This is a genomic window from Cellvibrio sp. ARAG 10.3 (genome assembly GCF_051846955.1).
In the GTDB taxonomy this organism is placed as follows: Bacteria; Pseudomonadota; Gammaproteobacteria; order Pseudomonadales; family Cellvibrionaceae; genus Cellvibrio.
Genome location: NZ_JBPYCU010000007.1, coordinates 93994 through 110854, shown reverse-complemented (window position 1 = coordinate 110854; position 16861 = coordinate 93994). Strand labels below are relative to the sequence as shown.

Here is a 16861-nt window from a genome sequence, read left to right as displayed (position 1 = left end):
ACCTGCGGGTGGCCCCGGCCGGTGGATGCAGCTCAGGGACGGTGCGGCTTGGCGAGATAATCGCGGCTCTGCATCTCCAGCAAGCGACTCACTGTTCGCTGAAATTCGAAACTCAGTTTACCCTCCCCATACAGCTCAACCAGGGGCCGGGCTGCGGAGATGACCAATTTCACGTGGCGATCATAAAACTCGTCGACCAAATTGATGAACCGGCGCGCCTGATCATCATTATCACGCCCCATACCCGGTACGTTACTAATAACCACTGAATGGTATTCACGAGCCAACTCGATATAGTCGTTCTGCGAGCGAGGCCCCTCACAAATTGCACCAAAATCAAACCACACCACATCTTCTGCCACATAACGCACGGCAATCGAACGGCCTTCTATCTCAATTTGAAGATCGGATTCAATCTCGTCATTACAAGGTACGAGTGCTTTGAAACACCCCATCAAATTCTGTTCTGCTGCCTCACCTAAAGGTGAGTAATAGAGTTCAGCCTGCTCCAGTGCACGCAATCGATAATCCACGCCACCATCTATATTGACCACTTGGGTGTGCGCTTTAAGCAGGGCAATAGCGGGCAAAAAACGGGCGCGCTGCAAGCCATCCTTATATAAGCCATCCGGCTCAATGTTGGAGGTCGCCACCAGCGTCACACCTCGCTTGAACAAGGCCTCCATTAACGTCCCGAGAATCATGGCATCGGTGATGTCAGAGACAAAAAATTCATCAAAACAAATTACCCGCACCTCCGCACTGATGGTCTCCGCCACTTTTTGCAGCGGGTCTTTATGGCCGCTGAGCTGTTTCAGCTCTCCGTGCACGCGCCGCATAAATCGGTGAAAATGCACGCGCATCTTTTGCTCGAATGGCAGGCTTTCATAGAAATTGTCCATCAGGTAGGTCTTGCCCCGACCGACGCCACCCCAGAAGTACAATCCCTTAATAGGTTCTGACTCCTGCTTTGCAAAATATTGACTTAACCGGGACAGTAATCCGCGCGACTCTTGCTTCGCATGATGTGCAATCAAGGTTTCATACAGTTTTTGCAGCAAGTCTACTGCCATGGCTTGGGCTGGGTCGCGATGAAAGTCCGGTCGCTCCAGATCGCGCTGATAACGTTCGAGGGGGGAAGGATTCATAGGCTACTGGTTAACTCAATAACAGCAATTCGGCGAGCGCCACTCTAACCGCGTTGATCAAGGGAGGCAATCAGAGCTATCAGCTCAATTGTCGGAAAAGTAACGGCGATAAATCCTGTTTAAGGCGAGTCAGGTAGCCGTGAAAAAAATGGCCAGCTTCGTCGTAGCGGATCAATTCTGCCGGAGATGTTAATCCCTCCATCCATGCGTAGACCCCAGCTGCGTTGACACGCTCGTCGCGATCCCCCTGGATGACAATAACCGGACAAGGGAAACGCTTATCCTGGTCATAGGGATATCGCTCAACGGGTGGCGCCACCAGGAGTAGATGACGAATACCTGTCACGCGATAACCAGCTTGGGCAGCAATAGATGAGCCGAATGAAAACCCGGCCAACAACAAGCCAGCGTTCGGATATTCATGTTTGACCCACTCGATGACCGCCAGCAGATCATCCACCTCGCCCACCGCATGATCAAAAGTACCCTCACTCTTCCCCACTCCACGGAAGTTAAAGCTCACTGCGGTCACGCCGAGATCCCGATAGGTTCTCACCAAGGTCGTTACCACCTTGTTATCCATGGTTCCACCATGGACCGGGTGAGGATGGCAAATCACTACCACCAGTTGCCGGGGCGCTAACGAGCCCTGCTCATCCGGCGCCGTCAGCCGCGCTTCAATGACGCCCGATGGGCCGGGCAATAAAAGTTGAGAATCATTCGGTCCTGAGACAGTCATAAACACCCGCTTCGTTAGGAGATCCAACCAACATTGGTTGGGTGACTACAAATAATGGCGATTCAATCCACACTAAAGACCGTATAATACATTCGTGTATATAATGTGCACGCCTGACCCCTGCCCGGCCGCTACCCGCCATGGGCAGATATTTTATGCAGTTTAAGGAGAGTTTTGTGTTTTCACTCAGTACCCTTGTCTTGACCAGCCTGATCAGTCTGCTCGCAGGCGCCGGGCTCGGTGCGTTTTTGCTCTACCTGTTTCGTGCCCAGGTTTATAGTCGCGAGTTGGAGCAGCGCCTGCATGAGGCGGAAAACACCCTACAGAGTTATCAGCGCGATGTGGCCGAGCATTTTGCCCAAACCTCCCAACTGGTTAACAACCTGACTCAATCCTATCGCGATGTACATGAGCATTTGGCCAACAGCGCATTGAAGCTGGCAACACCAGCCATCAGCCGCCAAATCCTGGAAGCGGCAAACGCCAATTTATTGAGTACTGAGAAAACCTACATCAGCGAACAGAATTTTGAACCGCCTCGCGACTGGGCTCCCAAGGCAACCGGTTCCAAAGGCGCGTTGAGTGAAGATTTTGGACTCCACGAAGACCACGACCACAAGACGCCCACTGAGTCAGCCGATGATTATGACTTCGATGACACACCTAAAAAGCATTAAGGAAGTCAGTCACCAGCCACAGGATTTCATCGACCTTGTACTGGCCCCCACCACCGACATGACGATGATCGGAGCCTAGCATGCCAGTCCAGCGTTTATTCAGCTTCCTCGGATGGCCCGTCACAGCGGGCTTGTTGGTTGCGGTGCTATTGCTATTGCTGTTCCCCGGCCTGCGCCAGAACAGCGATAGCGCGCCATCCTCACCCGCTCCCGCAGCTTCAGGCAACTGGGGGCCGGTGTCCTATTCGGACGCAGTAAACAAGGCGGCACCCTCGGTCGTTAACATCTACACCACCAAATTGGTCAAGCGCCGCTATCGCTACTCTGACCATCCGCTTTATCGCCACTTATTCAATAACGCCAACACGCCACAGCAAGTCCGCATGCAATCCACACTCGGCTCCGGGGTTATCGTCAGCAAGGATGGCCACATCCTGACCAATAACCACGTTATCAGCGGTGCCGACGAAATTATTGTTCTGCTGCACGACGGACGGGAAACGGCCGCGACCTTGGTCGGTACCGACCCGGATAATGATATTGCGGTGCTCAAGATTGAGTTGGAAAACTTAACCGCGATTACAATGGGGGAACCGGTCAAGGCACAGGTTGGCGATGTTGTCCTTGCTATTGGCAATCCATTCGGCGTCGGCCAAAGTGTAAGCCTGGGCATTATCAGTGCTACCGGTCGCTATGGTTTGCGCACCAATAATGAATACGAAAACTACATCCAGACCGACGCCGCTATAAATCCCGGCAACTCGGGAGGTGCCTTAATAGACGCGCGCGGCAATTTACTGGGTATCAGCACCGCCGTATTGGACGAGACTGATTCGTCTGCCGGCATCAGCTTCGCTATACCGGCAGATTCCGCCATGAAATCCCTTGAGCAAATTGTGCAGCACGGTAGTGTCGTGCGTGGCTGGCTGGGGCTGGATGCTAACCAACTCTCCCCCGAGGGCATGAAACGCTATGGGACGGCAGGTATCATTGTGATGGCCGTTCTCGAGGGCAGCCCTGCTGATCGGGCGAATCTGAAACCCGGCGATATCATCACCCACATCAATAATCAATCGGTTGCGGATGCGCGTCAGGGCCTTTTCCTGGTGGCCGATATCACACCCGGCAGCGAAGTGAACCTGCGGGTTGTGCGCGAAGGAGAGACACTGGAATTGGTGGCGATTGCGGGGGTAAGACCCAGTGCGCGCACCCGAACATAAAAAAGCCGGCTTCCGCCGGCTTTTTTACACGCTTATCGTTAATCAGTGATGCGGTATTCTGCCGAACGTGCATGAGCCTCAAGATCCTCGCTTCGCGCTAATACTGAAGCTGTGCGCGACAATGTTGAAGCACCCCTGGCGGAGCACATGATGATCGAACTGCGCTTCTGGAAATCATAGACCCCCAAAGGCGAAGAAAAACGTGCAGTCCCCGAGGTCGGCAGAACGTGATTCGGACCAGCACAATAATCCCCCAAGGCTTCCGGCGTGTAACGCCCCATAAAAATGGCACCGGCGTGGCGAATCTGCGGCAACAGCGCTTCGGGATCCTCTACTGACAACTCCAGATGCTCTGGCGCAATCCGATTACTCACCTCGAGCGCCTGGGCGATATCGCGCACTTTTATCAAAGCACCCCGCGTACGAACAGAGACACCGGCAATCGCACTACGCGACAAGGTCGGCAGCAACTTTTGCATGGCTGCCTCAACCTTCTCAAGATAAGCGGCATCAGGGCACAAGAGAATCGACTGAGCTTGTTCGTCATGCTCCGCCTGACTAAACAGATCCATTGCGATCCAATCCGGATCTGTCTTGCCATCACAGATCACCAAAATTTCAGAAGGGCCAGCAATCATGTCGATAGCGACCTGGCCAAACACTGCGCGCTTGGCCGTTGCCACATAGATGTTGCCCGGCCCGACTATTTTATCGACCTTGGCAATCGTCTCTGTGCCATACGCGAGCGCCGCTACTGCCTGGGCGCCGCCAATGGTAACAACCTGGTCAACACCGGCGATGGCCGCTGCCGCCAGCACCATCGGATTAAGCACGCCCTCCGGAGCCGGCACCACCATAATCAACTGTGCGACACCTGCCACCTTGGCTGGGATGGCATTCATCAATACAGAAGATGGATAAGAGGCTTTACCACCGGGGACATACAGCCCCACTCGCTCCATTGCCGTAATTTGCTGTCCGAGGACGGTGCCATCGGCTTCGGTATAACGCCAGGATTCCTGGCGTTGATGTTCGTGATACTGACGAATACGAGTTGCAGCCAATTCCAGCGCCTGACGCTGTTCCGGGCTAATCATTTCCAGCGCAGCGTGCAATTGCGTGCTGGAAACCAGCAACTCAGACATCGCCGTCGCGCTACGGCGATCAAACCGATTGGTATATTCAATCACTGCAGCATCGCCGCGCGCACGAACCTGTTGCAGGATGTCATCCACCACGGCAGCGACTCGCGCATCGGATACCGATTCCCACGCAAGCAACCTACCCAGTGCCTCGGCAAAATCCGCTTGTTCAGCATCCAGACGATTAATAAAGGGTTCAGACATGATGTTGCTCTAGCAGATAAACATTAATAAAAAATCACTTGGCCACAGCTTTGGCGATGTCATCAATAACCCGCTGAATCTTGATGTGCTTCATCTTCATGGATGCTTTATTGACGATCAGGCGCGAGCTGATATCGGCGATAAAATCGCGCGGCTCAAGGCCGTTAGCACGCAAGGTGTTACCCGTATCCACAATATCCACAATTTCATCAGCCAATTGCATAATGGGGGCAAGCTCCATGGCGCCGTACAACTTGATGATGTCCACCTGGCGGCCTTGAGATGCGTAATATTGCTTGGCGATATTGACATATTTGGTCGCGACGCGAATACGACCGGGCCGGGTAGGTACATCTTTAATAGCCGCCGTCATTAATTTGCAGCGGGCGATATTGAGATCCAGCGGCTCATAGAGCCCATCCGCACCATTTTCCATCAGGGTATCCTTGCCGGATACACCCATATCTGCTGCGCCGAACTGCACGTAGGTGGGCACATCCGCACCCCGCAGCACCAGCAGACGCACGTTGTCCTGGTTCGTATCAAAAACCAGTTTGCGACTCCTGGCAATATCTTCCAGAGGTTCTATACCCGCCGCCGCCAGCAGCGGTAAAGTCTCATCCATAATGCGCCCTTTGGTCAGGGCGATGGTTAATGTCTGGTTCATAGCAGTCCAACAATAAATTTAACGGCCCGGCACCCGGCGAATATTGGCACCCAGCGCCTGGAGCTTTTCCTCGATACATTCATAACCACGATCAATATGGTAAATCCGATCCACGAGCGTCGTCCCTTCCGCTACTAAACCGGCAATCACCAGGCTCGCGGAAGCGCGTAGATCGCTGGCCATTACCGGCGCACCCTTCAGGCGCTCCACACCTTTGACGATTGCCGTGTTGCCCTCGAGGGTAATGTTGGCCCCCATGCGATTCAATTCGTGGACTTGAATCAAGCGATTTTCAAAGATCGTCTCGGTAACTGTGCCTGTTCCTTCCGCCACGGCGTTCATGGCGGTGAATTGGGACTGCATATCGGTCGGGAATGCCGGATAAGGCGCGGTACGCAGATTCACCGACCTGGGGCGATTGCCTTTCATATCCAGCTCAATCCAGTCCTTGCCGGTGCTGATATGGGCCCCAGCCTCCTCAAGCTTCAATAACACCCCTTCGAGAATCGCTTCACTGGTGTCCTTGACTTTGATACGCCCGCGGGTAGTAGCGGCCGCAACCAGGTAGGTTCCGGTCTCAATACGATCCGGCATCACCGAATAGTGACAACCCTGCAAACGGTTTACGCCGTGCACCACCAATGTCGCCGTGCCTATACCTTCAATCTGTGCCCCCATGGCGACCAGCAAATTGGCAAGATCCACAATCTCCGGCTCGCGGGCTGCGTTTTCCAGAACAGTGGTCCCTTCGGCCAGCGCTGCGGCCATCAACAGGTTCTCGGTCCCGCCTACAGTGACCACATCCATCAGAATATGCGCACCCTTGAGGCGCCCGTTACTTTTAGCGCGGATATAACCTTCATCGATATCAATAATCGCACCCATGGCTTCGAGGCCGCGCAGGTGGATGTCGACAGGGCGGCTACCAATGGCACAGCCGCCTGGAAAAGACACGTTGGCCACACCGAACCGGGCCAACATGGGCCCCAGCACCAGGATAGAGGCGCGCATCGTTTTGACAAGTTCGTAGGGCGCCGTGAAATCATTGATGCTGGTGGGGTCGATCTCCACGCCCATACGTTCATCAATCGTCACCCCCACCCCCATACAACGCAACAGGGCGAGCATGGTGGTGATGTCATTCAGGTGGGGCATGTTGCGCAGCAATATCGGGCTGTCTGCCAATAAGGTGGCGGCGAGAATCGGCAGAGCGGCATTCTTTGAGCCGGAGATGCGAATCTCGCCGCTGAGCGGACCACCGCTCTTGATCATTAATTTATCCATTGGATACCTGGGCTAGGAGATAGGGCGTCGAATCGCTGGGCGATTATTGTTGCTGTTGCTGCTGCCATTCTTCCGGCGTAAATGTTTTCATATAATCCACTGCATGAACGCGGCCATCAGCAAACAATCCTGCCAAAGCGGCATAGACCAGTTGTTGCTTTTTAACGGTAGAAAGGCCAGTGAAGGCCGAACTGATAACAACCAGATTGATGTGATCTCCTTGTACACCAACCTGGACCTGACTGTCAGGGATACTGGCTTCGATCAGCGCTTTGATGTCTTCAGACTGCATAAATATATTTCTCAGGGCTCCTGGCCCGGTGACGTGAATCAAGGATAAGCAAGGGAGGGAATCTTACCGGAATGCGCCGGGCGGCGCATCCCGCATGTGCGAAGCCGGTCGCAATGACCGGCGAGACGCGAATTAAAACAGGATCAGGCTTCAGATAACCAATTGCTGATCACTTTATCGATGTCACCATCTTGCTTGGCGATAGCCTGGCTGAACTGGCTACGGAAAGATTGACCCAGGTTAACACCATTGAGCGTTACGTTGATCAACTTCCATTCATTGGTCTTCTTGTTCAGGCGCATGCTGTAAGCCAAATGATGGACATTACCTTTGTCCGTTACCTCTTGCTTGACAGTGACTGCCGTGGGCCTGTTTGGATTGACGCTGACCGGCAGGATCTTGATATTACTGTCCGCATAGGCTGCGATACCTTTGGCATAAGATCTAACCAAGCCACTCTTAAACACTTCCGCAAATTGTTGCTTTTGTTCCTCAGTGGCTTTCTTGCCACTCTCACCCATCACGACGTAAGCGATAAAAGGAAAATCCACTACGCGCTCAAGAATGGCTTCCACCTCATTGAAATACGCTTCCGAGCTGGCTTTTTCGCCCGGGTTGGCCTTGGCTACGGCAAATAATTCTTGCGCGACTTCTTCAACCAATTCACGAGGATCTTTGACCTCCTTCTCTGCAGCGACCGCCTGGAAACTCAATACGAAACAGGCAGCAATTAACAACAAAGCGCCGGTTACCTTGTGCGATAAATAAGTCATCTGAATTCCTAACCTCATGTTGTCATACGGGAAATTGCCGGTAGGTAAGACTGCCATCAGCGCGATAAGTGCCCTGCACCTGTCGTCAGGATGAACAACGTTAATCCCCCGGCTGAAAATCTGGCCACGCACTATACCACTGGCCTCAGTAGGCGAAAACTCCGCCGCGCGGGAGCGCAAACGCCTACGGAGGGTGGCGGCAATCATTTACGCCGTTATAATGCCCGCTTGATTCACCCAGACCATCCAGCAGCGAGATCTCGCCCCGCATGACTCAATTCGACTTTATCAGCTCCGGGCTGCGCACCATCGATATCGAAGCAGGCGCCGTATCGGCCTTGCGGGAGCGACTGGACCAGGAGTTTATCAAGGCGTGCGAGATGATCCTGAGTTGCCGCGGACGCACTGTTGTCACAGGCATCGGTAAATCCGGTCACATTGCCCGTAAGATCGCCGCCACCTTGGCGAGCACCGGCTCACCGGCATTTTTTGTTCATCCCGGCGAGGCCAGCCATGGCGACCTGGGTATGATCACTAAAGACGATGTGGTGATCGCCATTTCTTATTCTGGCAATTCCAGTGAGATAGTCACTTTACTACCGCTGTTAAAACGCCTGGGGATTCCGATCATCAGCATGACCGGCAACCGTTTTTCCGTGCTGGGCGAAATAGCTGAGGCACACCTGGACATCAGCGTCGCCAGCGAAGCCTGTCCCCTGGCACTGGCACCCACCTCCAGCACAACAGCCACCCTGGTGATGGGCGATGCCCTGGCCATAGCGCTGCTGGAAGCACGCGGATTCACTGCTGAGGATTTTGCTTTTTCCCATCCCGGCGGAGCCCTGGGCCGCAAGCTATTATTGCGCGTCGCGGATATCATGCACGCCGGCGACAAGATTCCCCGCGTGGACGCTGACGCACCGTTATCCCAGGCGCTACTGGTGATGACAGAAAAAGGTTTTGGCATGACCACGGTGGTCGATAGTCAAAACACCTTACTGGGCATCTTTACTGACGGCGACTTGCGTCGCAGCATCGACCAGGGCGTCGATATCGGCAAAGCCATGATGCGCAACCTGATGAACCGCCACCCCAAAACCGTGCGCGATACGACACTCGCCGCAGAAGCACTGAAGATTATGGAAGACCGCAAAATTACCGCCCTGATTGTCGGCGACGAACAAAATCGCCCCATCGGAGTCGTACACATGCATGATATTTTACGTGCCGGCGTGATTTAACCCACCCCCGCTGCGCAAACTCATCAACCCGATTTATTTGCCCGAGAGCCCTGAATGACCCCGGATTTATTGGAACGCGCCCGCCGTATTAAATTATTGATACTCGATGTCGACGGTGTCCTCACCGATGGCAAACTCTACTTCAGCAATACTGGCGATGAACTGAAAACCTTCTGTACCCTGGACGGCCACGGCATCAAACTCTTACAGGGCAGCGGTGTGAAAGTAGCCATTATTACCGGGCGTACCAGCGCCCTGGTCGCCAAACGCGCCAAGGACCTGGGGATCGAATTGCTAATCCAGGGGCGGGAAGATAAATGGGTCGCCTTGCAGGAGAATCTGGACAACAGCATTTCCCTGGAAGAAGTTGCGTTCATGGGCGATGACTGGCCAGACCTCAGCGTGATGAGTCGCGTCGGCCTGGCACTGACAGTACCCAACGCCCATATAAGCGTGCTTGATCGCGCCCACTGGCAAAGTCAGTTTCATGGCGGCCAGGGTGCTGTACGCGAAGCTTGTGACCTGATCATGCAAGCGCAGGGCACCTTTGATGCAGCGCTTGCACATTACTTGCCAACACATCATTAACGGAGTGTCTCATGTCGCGCATTCCGCTGCCCTGGGTTGTTATTTCGCTGCTGGTGATCGGGCTGGTGGCTTTTTGGGATAAGTCGCCCACCGAACTTTTGGGCGAAGATATTGTGAGAAGTGCCAATTTCCCCCAAGCCTATATGACCGATATCGAGCTGCGCGAATATGATGCGGACGGCAACCTGCGCAATATCCTGACCACAGATACTGCCGAGCACTTCCAGATCAATCCAAACCTCCCGGGTCCAAATGATTACACCATGCTGACCCAACCGCGCATGTTGTTTAGTGAAAGTGCCGCTATTGCGCCCTGGCATCTCACGGCCAATGAGGGAAAAATTGATCAGAACGGCCAGTTGGTAACCCTGTTTAACGACGTGCGCGTTTATCAGCAATCATCGGAAGAAGGGCTCCTGGAATTACTGACCAGTGAATTGCGTATCAAGGCCAGCCAGCAATACGCCGAAACCGATAAAGCTGTTAAGATGCGCGCCCAACAAGGCCACCTCGACACGCTGGGCATGAAAGCTTACTTGGGTGAAGACCGCATCGAGTTACTTTCCAGGGTCCGAGGGACATATGAACCTCAATAACAATGTCAGATTTTCTATGATGGCGTGCAAACCGCTTGTATCAATATTCACTCCGTTACTCTGCGCCCTGTGGCTGTCGACACCGGCTCATGCACTGCCCAGCGACAAAGAACAACCCATCCATATCTCTGCTAACAGCGCTCAACTGGATCGCAAGCAACGGACCGCCACATACAGCGGCGACGTGAAACTGAAACAAGGCACACTGGAGATCAGTGCGGACCGGATCACTATCCATACCAACAACAAAGATGAAGTTGAAAAGATGGAAGCCCGCGGTACACCAGCGCGCTATCAACAAAAACCGGCCGAAAACCAGGCGACAATCACCGCCCAGGCCAACAGCATCCGCTACACCCTGACCGATGAGCATTTGTTACTGCTGGAAGATGCATTTCTGGAGCAGGAAAACGGCGCATCTATCAGTGGCAACCGCATTGATTACGATATTCGCAAAGAAATTATGAAAGCGGCGGGAAAAAACGATGCGCAGCAACCGCAGCGCATTGAGATCATCATCCCACCCCAAACCATCAATCAAGATTGAGTCGACCATGCCGACGCTGCAAGCCCAACACCTCGCCAAGAGCTACAAGAGCCGTAAAGTGGTTATTGATGTATCACTCGCCGTCACCAGCGGTACGATTGTCGGGTTGTTGGGCCCCAACGGCGCGGGCAAAACCACCTGTTTCTATATGATTGCCGGTCTGGTCAGTGCCGATGAAGGTCGCATCGTGCTGGACGGGAAAGACCTGACCCATCTGCCGATCCACGGCCGCGCGCGCGCCGGTATCGGCTACCTGCCGCAAGAAGCCTCGGTATTTCGCAAACTGACGGTGGCCGACAACATCATGGCCATCCTTGAAACCCGCAAAGACCTCAATCGCAAGCAGCGGCACGCGAAACTCGATTCCCTGCTCCAGGAATTCCATATCACCCATATCCGCGATAGCCTTGGCATGTCCCTATCGGGCGGTGAGCGGCGGCGGGTGGAAATTGCCCGGGCACTGGCGACCGAACCACAATTCATCCTGCTCGACGAACCCTTTGCGGGGGTTGATCCCATCTCCGTCAATGACATCAAACAGATTGTGCGCCACCTCAAAGATCGCGGCATTGGTGTGTTAATTACCGATCACAACGTACGCGAAACATTGGATATTTGCGAAACCGCCTATATCGTCAGTGAAGGTCACATCATCGCCGAAGGCGATGCAGAAACGGTCCTGAGTAATCACAAGGTCCGCGAAGTTTATCTGGGCGAAAATTTCCGCTTGTAACTTCAGGTGTATTCTGACAAATCACTTGACAAGCCATTAAATTTGTATAACAGGCACAAAGATTGCTAGGTGTTATTGCCTGCAAGACAAAGGCTGTCTAAACTCCACCTGAACAACATCATTTTTTTGGGGTTTAGTTCTACTTACGATGAAGCAGTCTCTACAGCTAAAACTCGGCCAACAACTGACCATGACGCCCCAATTGCAGCAGGCAATCCGCCTGTTGCAATTGTCGACCCTTGATCTGCAGCAGGAAATTCAGGAGGCCCTGGATTCCAACCCCATGCTGGAAATTGAAGAGGCTTATGACAGCCACACTCCCGCCGAGGCCGGTGACGGAGAAGACAGTGATTACCCTCGCCAACAGGAAGTGGCCGCAGAAGCCAACGCAGATCTTGATTCAGGTTTTAACGATAAAGATACCTTTGCCGACAAGGACAGCTACGCAGAAACGAGCTACAACGACACGGAAAGCTTTTCAGACAACGAAAGTTTTTCGGATAACGACAGCTACGTCGATAATGAGCCCCACACCGACTGGAATGAATCCATCCCCAATGAATTGCCGGTAGATACCAGTTGGGACGATGTGTATCAGTCCTCCCATACCAGCAACGCATCCTCCTACGATGGCGAAGATAACGACTTTGAAAGCCGGCGCGCCGTTACCGACTCCCTTTACGATCACCTGATGTGGCAGCTCAATCTGACCCCCATGTCAGATCAGGACCGCGTTATCGCCATGGCAATCATCGATGCGGTCGATCCCAGCGGTATGCTCTCTGTCAGCCTTACCGATATCTATGAAGGTTTGATCACTGAACTGGATGAGCTGGAACTGGACGAGGTGGTTGCGGTACAACATCGCCTGCAACAATTTGACCCCTGCGGGGTGTGCAGTCAGAACCTGTCTGAATGCCTGTTGGTACAACTACAACAATTCGCCCCGACTACGCCTTTTCTCGAACCGGCCAAGCTGATCGTCAAGCAATACCTGCCGCTGCTGGGCAGTCGCGATTACCGCCAATTGATGCGGCGCACCAAACTCAAGGAAAGCGAACTGGGCCAGGCGGTGGCGCTGATCCAGGGATTGAATCCGCGCCCGGGCGATATGATTGCGTCCGGCGACACCGAGTATGTGGTACCGGATGTCTTCGTGGAAAAGCGGGATGGCCGCTGGGTTGTCGAATTAAATCCGGATATTGCGCCCCGTCTGCGGATCAATACCGATTACGCCTCCATGGTAAAACGGGCAGACTCCAGTAGCGACAACACCTTTCTGAAAGACAACCTGCAAGAAGCACGCTGGTTTCTCAAAAGCTTGCAAAGCCGTAATGAAACCCTGCTTAAAGTTGCAAGTTGCATCGTGGAAAAACAACGCGGCTTCCTTGAGTACGGTGCCGAAGCAATGAAGCCGCTGGTACTCCACGATATCGCTGAAATTGTCGATATGCATGAATCCACTATTTCGCGGGTTACGACCCAGAAGTACATGCATACACCCCAGGGAATTTTTGAACTTAAATATTTCTTTTCCAGTCATGTGAGTACAGACAGCGGCGGCGAATGCTCTTCTACGGCGATTCGTGCCATCATCAAAAAACTGGTGAGCGCGGAAAATCCAAAAAAGCCTCTGAGCGACAGCAAGATCACCGAGCTCTTATCCGAGCAGGGAATCCAGGTGGCGCGACGCACCATCGCCAAGTATCGGGAATCATTGAATATCCCGCCGTCCAATGAGCGTAAAAGTTTACTATGACATCCTTTTTCTCCACTGCTAGGCTGATCAACATCGGGTATGCAGAAAGTGTTTTAGCACTATGCAGGAATCAATAATCGTGTCGCAAGGCAAGATTAAGCAACTGTCATAACGAAGAGGAAGTACTATGCAAATTACTATCAGCGGTCACCATCTGGAAGTTACCGAATCCCTCAAGGACTACGTCAACAATAAACTTGAGCGTCTCAATAATCATCACGACCGCATCACCAATACCCATGTGATTCTCTCGGTAGATAAATTGGAACAAAAAGCGGAAGCCACCGTGCATGTAAGCGGCAAGGATTTATTCGCCGATGCGACATCAGAAGATCTCTATGCCGCTATTGACCTGCTGACCGATAAGCTCGATCGGCAATTGATTAAACACAAAGAAAAAATGCGCAGCCATCGTTAATACATTATGCAAATACAATCTCTTCTCACCCCGGGCCGCACCTTGTGCGACATCGAGGGTGTCAGTAAAAAGCGTGTGCTGGAAATCCTTGCCAACACCATCGCCCAGGACATTCCCGCTATTGACGCCGACGATTTATTTCGTCGGCTGATTGCGCGGGAGCGACTCGGCTCCACGGGTATTGGCCACGGCATTGCCATTCCACACTGTCGGGTGGAAAACTATGACGGCGTCATCGGGGCCTTGATTACCCTCAACCAGCCCATCGACTTTGATTCCATTGACTCTGAGCCAGTGGATATTTTATTTGCCATGTTGGTGCCCGAAAATGCCCATGGCGAACATCTGCAAAACCTGGCGGCCCTCGCGGGCGCGCTCAATGACAGCGAATTTCGCGAGCGTTTGCGCGGTGCTGACAGCGACGCAGCCTTGTACGAGATAGCCATCAGCAAGGATTAATCAGCGGCATTGTAAACAAACAATGTCCGGCAGCCTCGGCGGATTGATGAATAAGTCACAGGAACCTACGCCCATGCATTTAGTGATAGTGAGTGGATTATCCGGTTCGGGTAAAAGTACCGCACTGCATGTTCTGGAGGATGTCGGCTTTAATTGCATCGACAATCTGCCGGTGAGCCTGTTGCCGGCGCTGGTTGCACAAATCCAGATTCACAAGGATGACACGCAGAAATTTGCCATTGGTATCGATGTGCGCAACGCCTGGCAGGATCTCAACATTTTTCCGATGATGATTGAGACACTGAAGGAAGCCCATGTACCGTTTCGCGTGCTATTCCTTGACGCACAACCTTCGGTGTTGATCCAGCGTTTCAGTGAAACGCGGCGCAAGCATCCCTTGAGCGATACCAACACCAACCTGGAAGAAGCCATTACCGAAGAACAAAACCTGCTGGAACCGATTCGTGATGCCGCCGATCTGGTGCTGGATACCAGCCATTTGAATCTGCATGAATTACGTGATTTGGTGAAAGAACGCGTGGTTGGCCGTAATGAATCCAATATGGCCATCCTGTTTGAATCTTTCGGTTTCAAACACGGCATTCCGGTGAATGCGGATCTGGTTTTTGATGCGCGTTGTTTGCCTAACCCCCATTGGAAACACAACCTGCGCCCTCTGACCGGCAAGGATCAGGACGTCATCGATTTTCTTGAGGAGCAGGATTCCGTTGAGGAAATGTACGAGGATATCGAGCGCTATCTCACCCGCTGGCTACCGCGCTACCAGGCCAATAATCGCAGCTATATTACGATTGCCATCGGCTGCACCGGTGGACAACATCGCTCGGTCTACCTGAGTGAACGGTTACAAAAACATTTCAACCGATTTTATAACGATGTACAGGTCCGGCACCGAGACATCAATAAACACAAGAAAGCGTGATGTCCTTTTATGCTCATCGAACAAGTGACTATCATCAACAAACGCGGCCTGCATGCCCGCGCGGCCGCCAAGCTGGTAACCACAGCAATGCCGTTTGAGGCGCGCATCCAGGTGCGTGTTGCTTCAAGCACATGTGAGAACCACTGGGTTGATGCCAAGAGTGTTATGTCATTGATGCTCCTGGCAGCCACCCAGGGTACGGATATCGAGGTCCAGGCCGACGGTCACGACGAAGCCTGTGCGATGGAAGCGATCCTGAAGCTCATCACCGAGCGCTTTGAAGAAGACGAATAACCACCGATTCCTGTTGTTATTTGCCCGGCTTTTACCTAACCTAGCTGCCCTTTTTAATACCCACCGCAGATTGACAAGACCATGGTTTATTCATACGACGACATCAATCCCGACGACTACATCCGCAGCAAGTCGCAAGCCAAGCGCGAGATGACCGCGCTGCAGGAGCTGGGTGAAAAGCTGGTGGAGTTAAACGATAACCAGTTGGCCCAAATCCCCATCGAACCCAAATTGATGGAAGCCATCCTCGAAACCCGCAAGATGGTTCACCGCGAAGCCCGGCGGCGCCATTTACAGTACATCGGTAAATTGATGCGCACGACAGATCATGGGGCGATTCAGCAGGCTTATGATCAACTACAAACCAAAAGTGACCGTTATATTCATCGCCAGCATCAGGTGGAACGCTATCGGGATCTGTTGATTGGTGGTGATAATCAGGCGTTACAGGAATTTATTCAATTACATCCCGGCGTGGACGTCCAACACCTGCGCCAATTAATTCGTGTTGCGCAAAAAGAAGCAGCGGAAAATAAACCGCCCGCCAGCGCACGCAAATTATTTCGTTATATCCGCGAACAAATGGAAGCCCACGATCACTGATTAGCGCACCGGCTTTCGCCAGAATCTGTTCTACTCCTGCACAAAAAAAGCCGGATGGTAAGTGACGTACCCTTGCGGGGTTGGCTGGCAAAACGCCAGGGCGAGGAAATATTCCGGCGGCACATCCTGATAGACCAATTCCGGCAAATGCCGAAAGCCAAAATACTGGTAGTAATCCGGATCGCCCATGACCACGCACCCCTTCGCGCCGGCAGATTGCAGTGTGTGCAATCCCTGTTGGATGAGCGCCCTACCGATACCACGCCGCTGATACGCCGGCATTACCGAAACCGGCCCCAGTCCGTACCAGTGTTGACCGCCGTCAGATATCTCAACCGGCGAAAAGGCCACATGGCCCACCACCAGTTCATCATCCCATTGTGCAACCAGCGATAAGGTCATGGCGTTAGCGGCGCGCAGGGCATTAACGATGAGCTGTTCCTTGTGGTCACTGAAAGGATGATCTTCAAACGCTGCCTGGGTTAAACGAAAGATGGTGTCGATATCTGCGTGTCGTTCCTGACGAATCAACAT

21 protein-coding genes are annotated in these 16861 nt (G+C 53.0%); 13 read left to right on the top strand and 8 right to left on the bottom strand.

All coding sequences use genetic code 11. The annotated features are described in order from the left end of the window. Positions 1–32: 32 nt before the first annotated feature. Together zapE and ACSV5M_RS10935 are read right to left on the bottom strand one after the other, a co-directional pair. Positions 33–1148, bottom strand: coding sequence for a cell division protein ZapE (gene zapE, locus ACSV5M_RS10940; protein WP_439176229.1), 1116 nt, complete (start codon positions 1146–1148; stop codon positions 33–35). 79 nt (positions 1149–1227) lie between these two features. Continuing rightward, a complete protein-coding gene (locus tag ACSV5M_RS10935; RefSeq protein ID WP_439176228.1) occupies positions 1228–1887 on the bottom strand; it encodes an alpha/beta hydrolase in 660 nt (219 codons plus the stop codon). A gap of 176 nt (positions 1888–2063) precedes the next feature. On the opposite strand from ACSV5M_RS10935, the gene ACSV5M_RS10930 reads away from it, so the two are divergent. Together ACSV5M_RS10930 and ACSV5M_RS10925 are read left to right on the top strand one after the other, a co-directional pair. Beyond that, positions 2064–2564: a YhcB family protein gene (locus ACSV5M_RS10930; protein WP_439176227.1), complete on the top strand. Its 501-nt coding sequence runs from the start codon at positions 2064–2066 to the stop codon at positions 2562–2564. An 80-nt stretch (positions 2565–2644) separates the two neighbouring features. After that, positions 2645–3784, top strand: coding sequence for a S1C family serine protease (locus ACSV5M_RS10925; protein ID WP_439176226.1), 1140 nt, complete (start codon positions 2645–2647; stop codon positions 3782–3784). Between the two features lie 38 nt (positions 3785–3822). Here ACSV5M_RS10925 and hisD read toward each other — a convergent pair whose 3' ends face one another. The 5 genes from hisD to ACSV5M_RS10900 all read right to left on the bottom strand — a co-directional run bounded on the left by hisD (position 3823) and on the right by ACSV5M_RS10900 (position 8146). Then, positions 3823–5130, bottom strand: coding sequence for a histidinol dehydrogenase (hisD, locus tag ACSV5M_RS10920; RefSeq protein WP_439176225.1), 1308 nt, complete (start codon positions 5128–5130; stop codon positions 3823–3825). 34 nt (positions 5131–5164) lie between these two features. Then, positions 5165–5797, bottom strand: coding sequence for an ATP phosphoribosyltransferase (gene hisG / locus ACSV5M_RS10915; protein WP_439176224.1), 633 nt, complete (start codon positions 5795–5797; stop codon positions 5165–5167). Between the two features lie 18 nt (positions 5798–5815). Then, positions 5816–7081 (bottom strand): UDP-N-acetylglucosamine 1-carboxyvinyltransferase, encoded by a 1266-nt coding sequence (gene murA / locus ACSV5M_RS10910; RefSeq protein ID WP_439176223.1) that lies wholly within the window; start codon positions 7079–7081, stop codon positions 5816–5818. A gap of 43 nt (positions 7082–7124) precedes the next feature. Further along, positions 7125–7373: a BolA family protein gene (locus tag ACSV5M_RS10905; protein ID WP_439176222.1), complete on the bottom strand. Its 249-nt coding sequence runs from the start codon at positions 7371–7373 to the stop codon at positions 7125–7127. Between the two features lie 143 nt (positions 7374–7516). Beyond that, entirely contained in the window at positions 7517–8146 is a 630-nt protein-coding gene (locus ACSV5M_RS10900) for an MlaC/ttg2D family ABC transporter substrate-binding protein (protein ID WP_439176221.1), read from the bottom strand. A 269-nt stretch (positions 8147–8415) separates the two neighbouring features. Between ACSV5M_RS10900 and ACSV5M_RS10895 the strand changes: the two genes are divergently transcribed. The 11 genes from ACSV5M_RS10895 to yjgA all read left to right on the top strand — a co-directional run bounded on the left by ACSV5M_RS10895 (position 8416) and on the right by yjgA (position 16327). Beyond that, the gene (locus tag ACSV5M_RS10895; protein ID WP_439176220.1) at positions 8416–9387 is read left to right on the top strand and encodes a KpsF/GutQ family sugar-phosphate isomerase; all 972 of its coding nucleotides are present in this window, start codon (positions 8416–8418) and stop codon (positions 9385–9387) included. Positions 9388–9441: 54 nt separating this feature from the next. Continuing rightward, entirely contained in the window at positions 9442–9975 is a 534-nt protein-coding gene (locus tag ACSV5M_RS10890) for a KdsC family phosphatase (protein WP_439176219.1), read from the top strand. A gap of 11 nt (positions 9976–9986) precedes the next feature. Next, a complete protein-coding gene (lptC, locus tag ACSV5M_RS10885) occupies positions 9987–10571 on the top strand; it encodes an LPS export ABC transporter periplasmic protein LptC (RefSeq protein WP_439176218.1) in 585 nt (194 codons plus the stop codon). Further along, on the top strand, positions 10558–11118 hold the full coding sequence (gene lptA, locus ACSV5M_RS10880; RefSeq protein ID WP_439176217.1) for a lipopolysaccharide transport periplasmic protein LptA: 561 nt from the start codon (positions 10558–10560) through the stop codon (positions 11116–11118). The genes lptC and lptA overlap by 14 nt, the downstream gene beginning before the upstream one ends. Positions 11119–11125: 7 nt before the next feature. Then, complete coding sequence (lptB, locus tag ACSV5M_RS10875; RefSeq protein WP_439176334.1) at positions 11126–11851, top strand: LPS export ABC transporter ATP-binding protein; 726 nt, start codon at positions 11126–11128, stop codon at positions 11849–11851. Between the two features lie 148 nt (positions 11852–11999). Next, a complete protein-coding gene (locus ACSV5M_RS10870; protein WP_439176216.1) occupies positions 12000–13610 on the top strand; it encodes an RNA polymerase factor sigma-54 in 1611 nt (536 codons plus the stop codon). Positions 13611–13737: 127 nt separating this feature from the next. Next, complete coding sequence (gene hpf / locus ACSV5M_RS10865) at positions 13738–14028, top strand: ribosome hibernation-promoting factor, HPF/YfiA family (protein ID WP_439176215.1); 291 nt, start codon at positions 13738–13740, stop codon at positions 14026–14028. A 6-nt stretch (positions 14029–14034) separates the two neighbouring features. Further along, complete coding sequence (ptsN, locus tag ACSV5M_RS10860) at positions 14035–14487, top strand: PTS IIA-like nitrogen regulatory protein PtsN (RefSeq protein ID WP_439176214.1); 453 nt, start codon at positions 14035–14037, stop codon at positions 14485–14487. 73 nt (positions 14488–14560) lie between these two features. Next, positions 14561–15430 carry an RNase adapter RapZ gene (rapZ, locus tag ACSV5M_RS10855; protein WP_439176213.1) on the top strand — a complete coding sequence of 290 codons (870 nt, stop codon included), beginning with the start codon at positions 14561–14563 and terminating at the stop codon, positions 15428–15430. Positions 15431–15439: 9 nt separating this feature from the next. Next, positions 15440–15724 (top strand): HPr family phosphocarrier protein, encoded by a 285-nt coding sequence (locus ACSV5M_RS10850; protein ID WP_439176212.1) that lies wholly within the window; start codon positions 15440–15442, stop codon positions 15722–15724. An 81-nt stretch (positions 15725–15805) separates the two neighbouring features. Continuing rightward, the gene (gene yjgA, locus ACSV5M_RS10845; RefSeq protein WP_439176211.1) at positions 15806–16327 is read left to right on the top strand and encodes a ribosome biogenesis factor YjgA; all 522 of its coding nucleotides are present in this window, start codon (positions 15806–15808) and stop codon (positions 16325–16327) included. A gap of 30 nt (positions 16328–16357) precedes the next feature. Here the strand turns inward: yjgA and ACSV5M_RS10840 are convergent, their stop codons facing one another. Next, positions 16358–16861 carry a GNAT family N-acetyltransferase gene (locus tag ACSV5M_RS10840; RefSeq protein WP_439176210.1) on the bottom strand — a complete coding sequence of 168 codons (504 nt, stop codon included), beginning with the start codon at positions 16859–16861 and terminating at the stop codon, positions 16358–16360.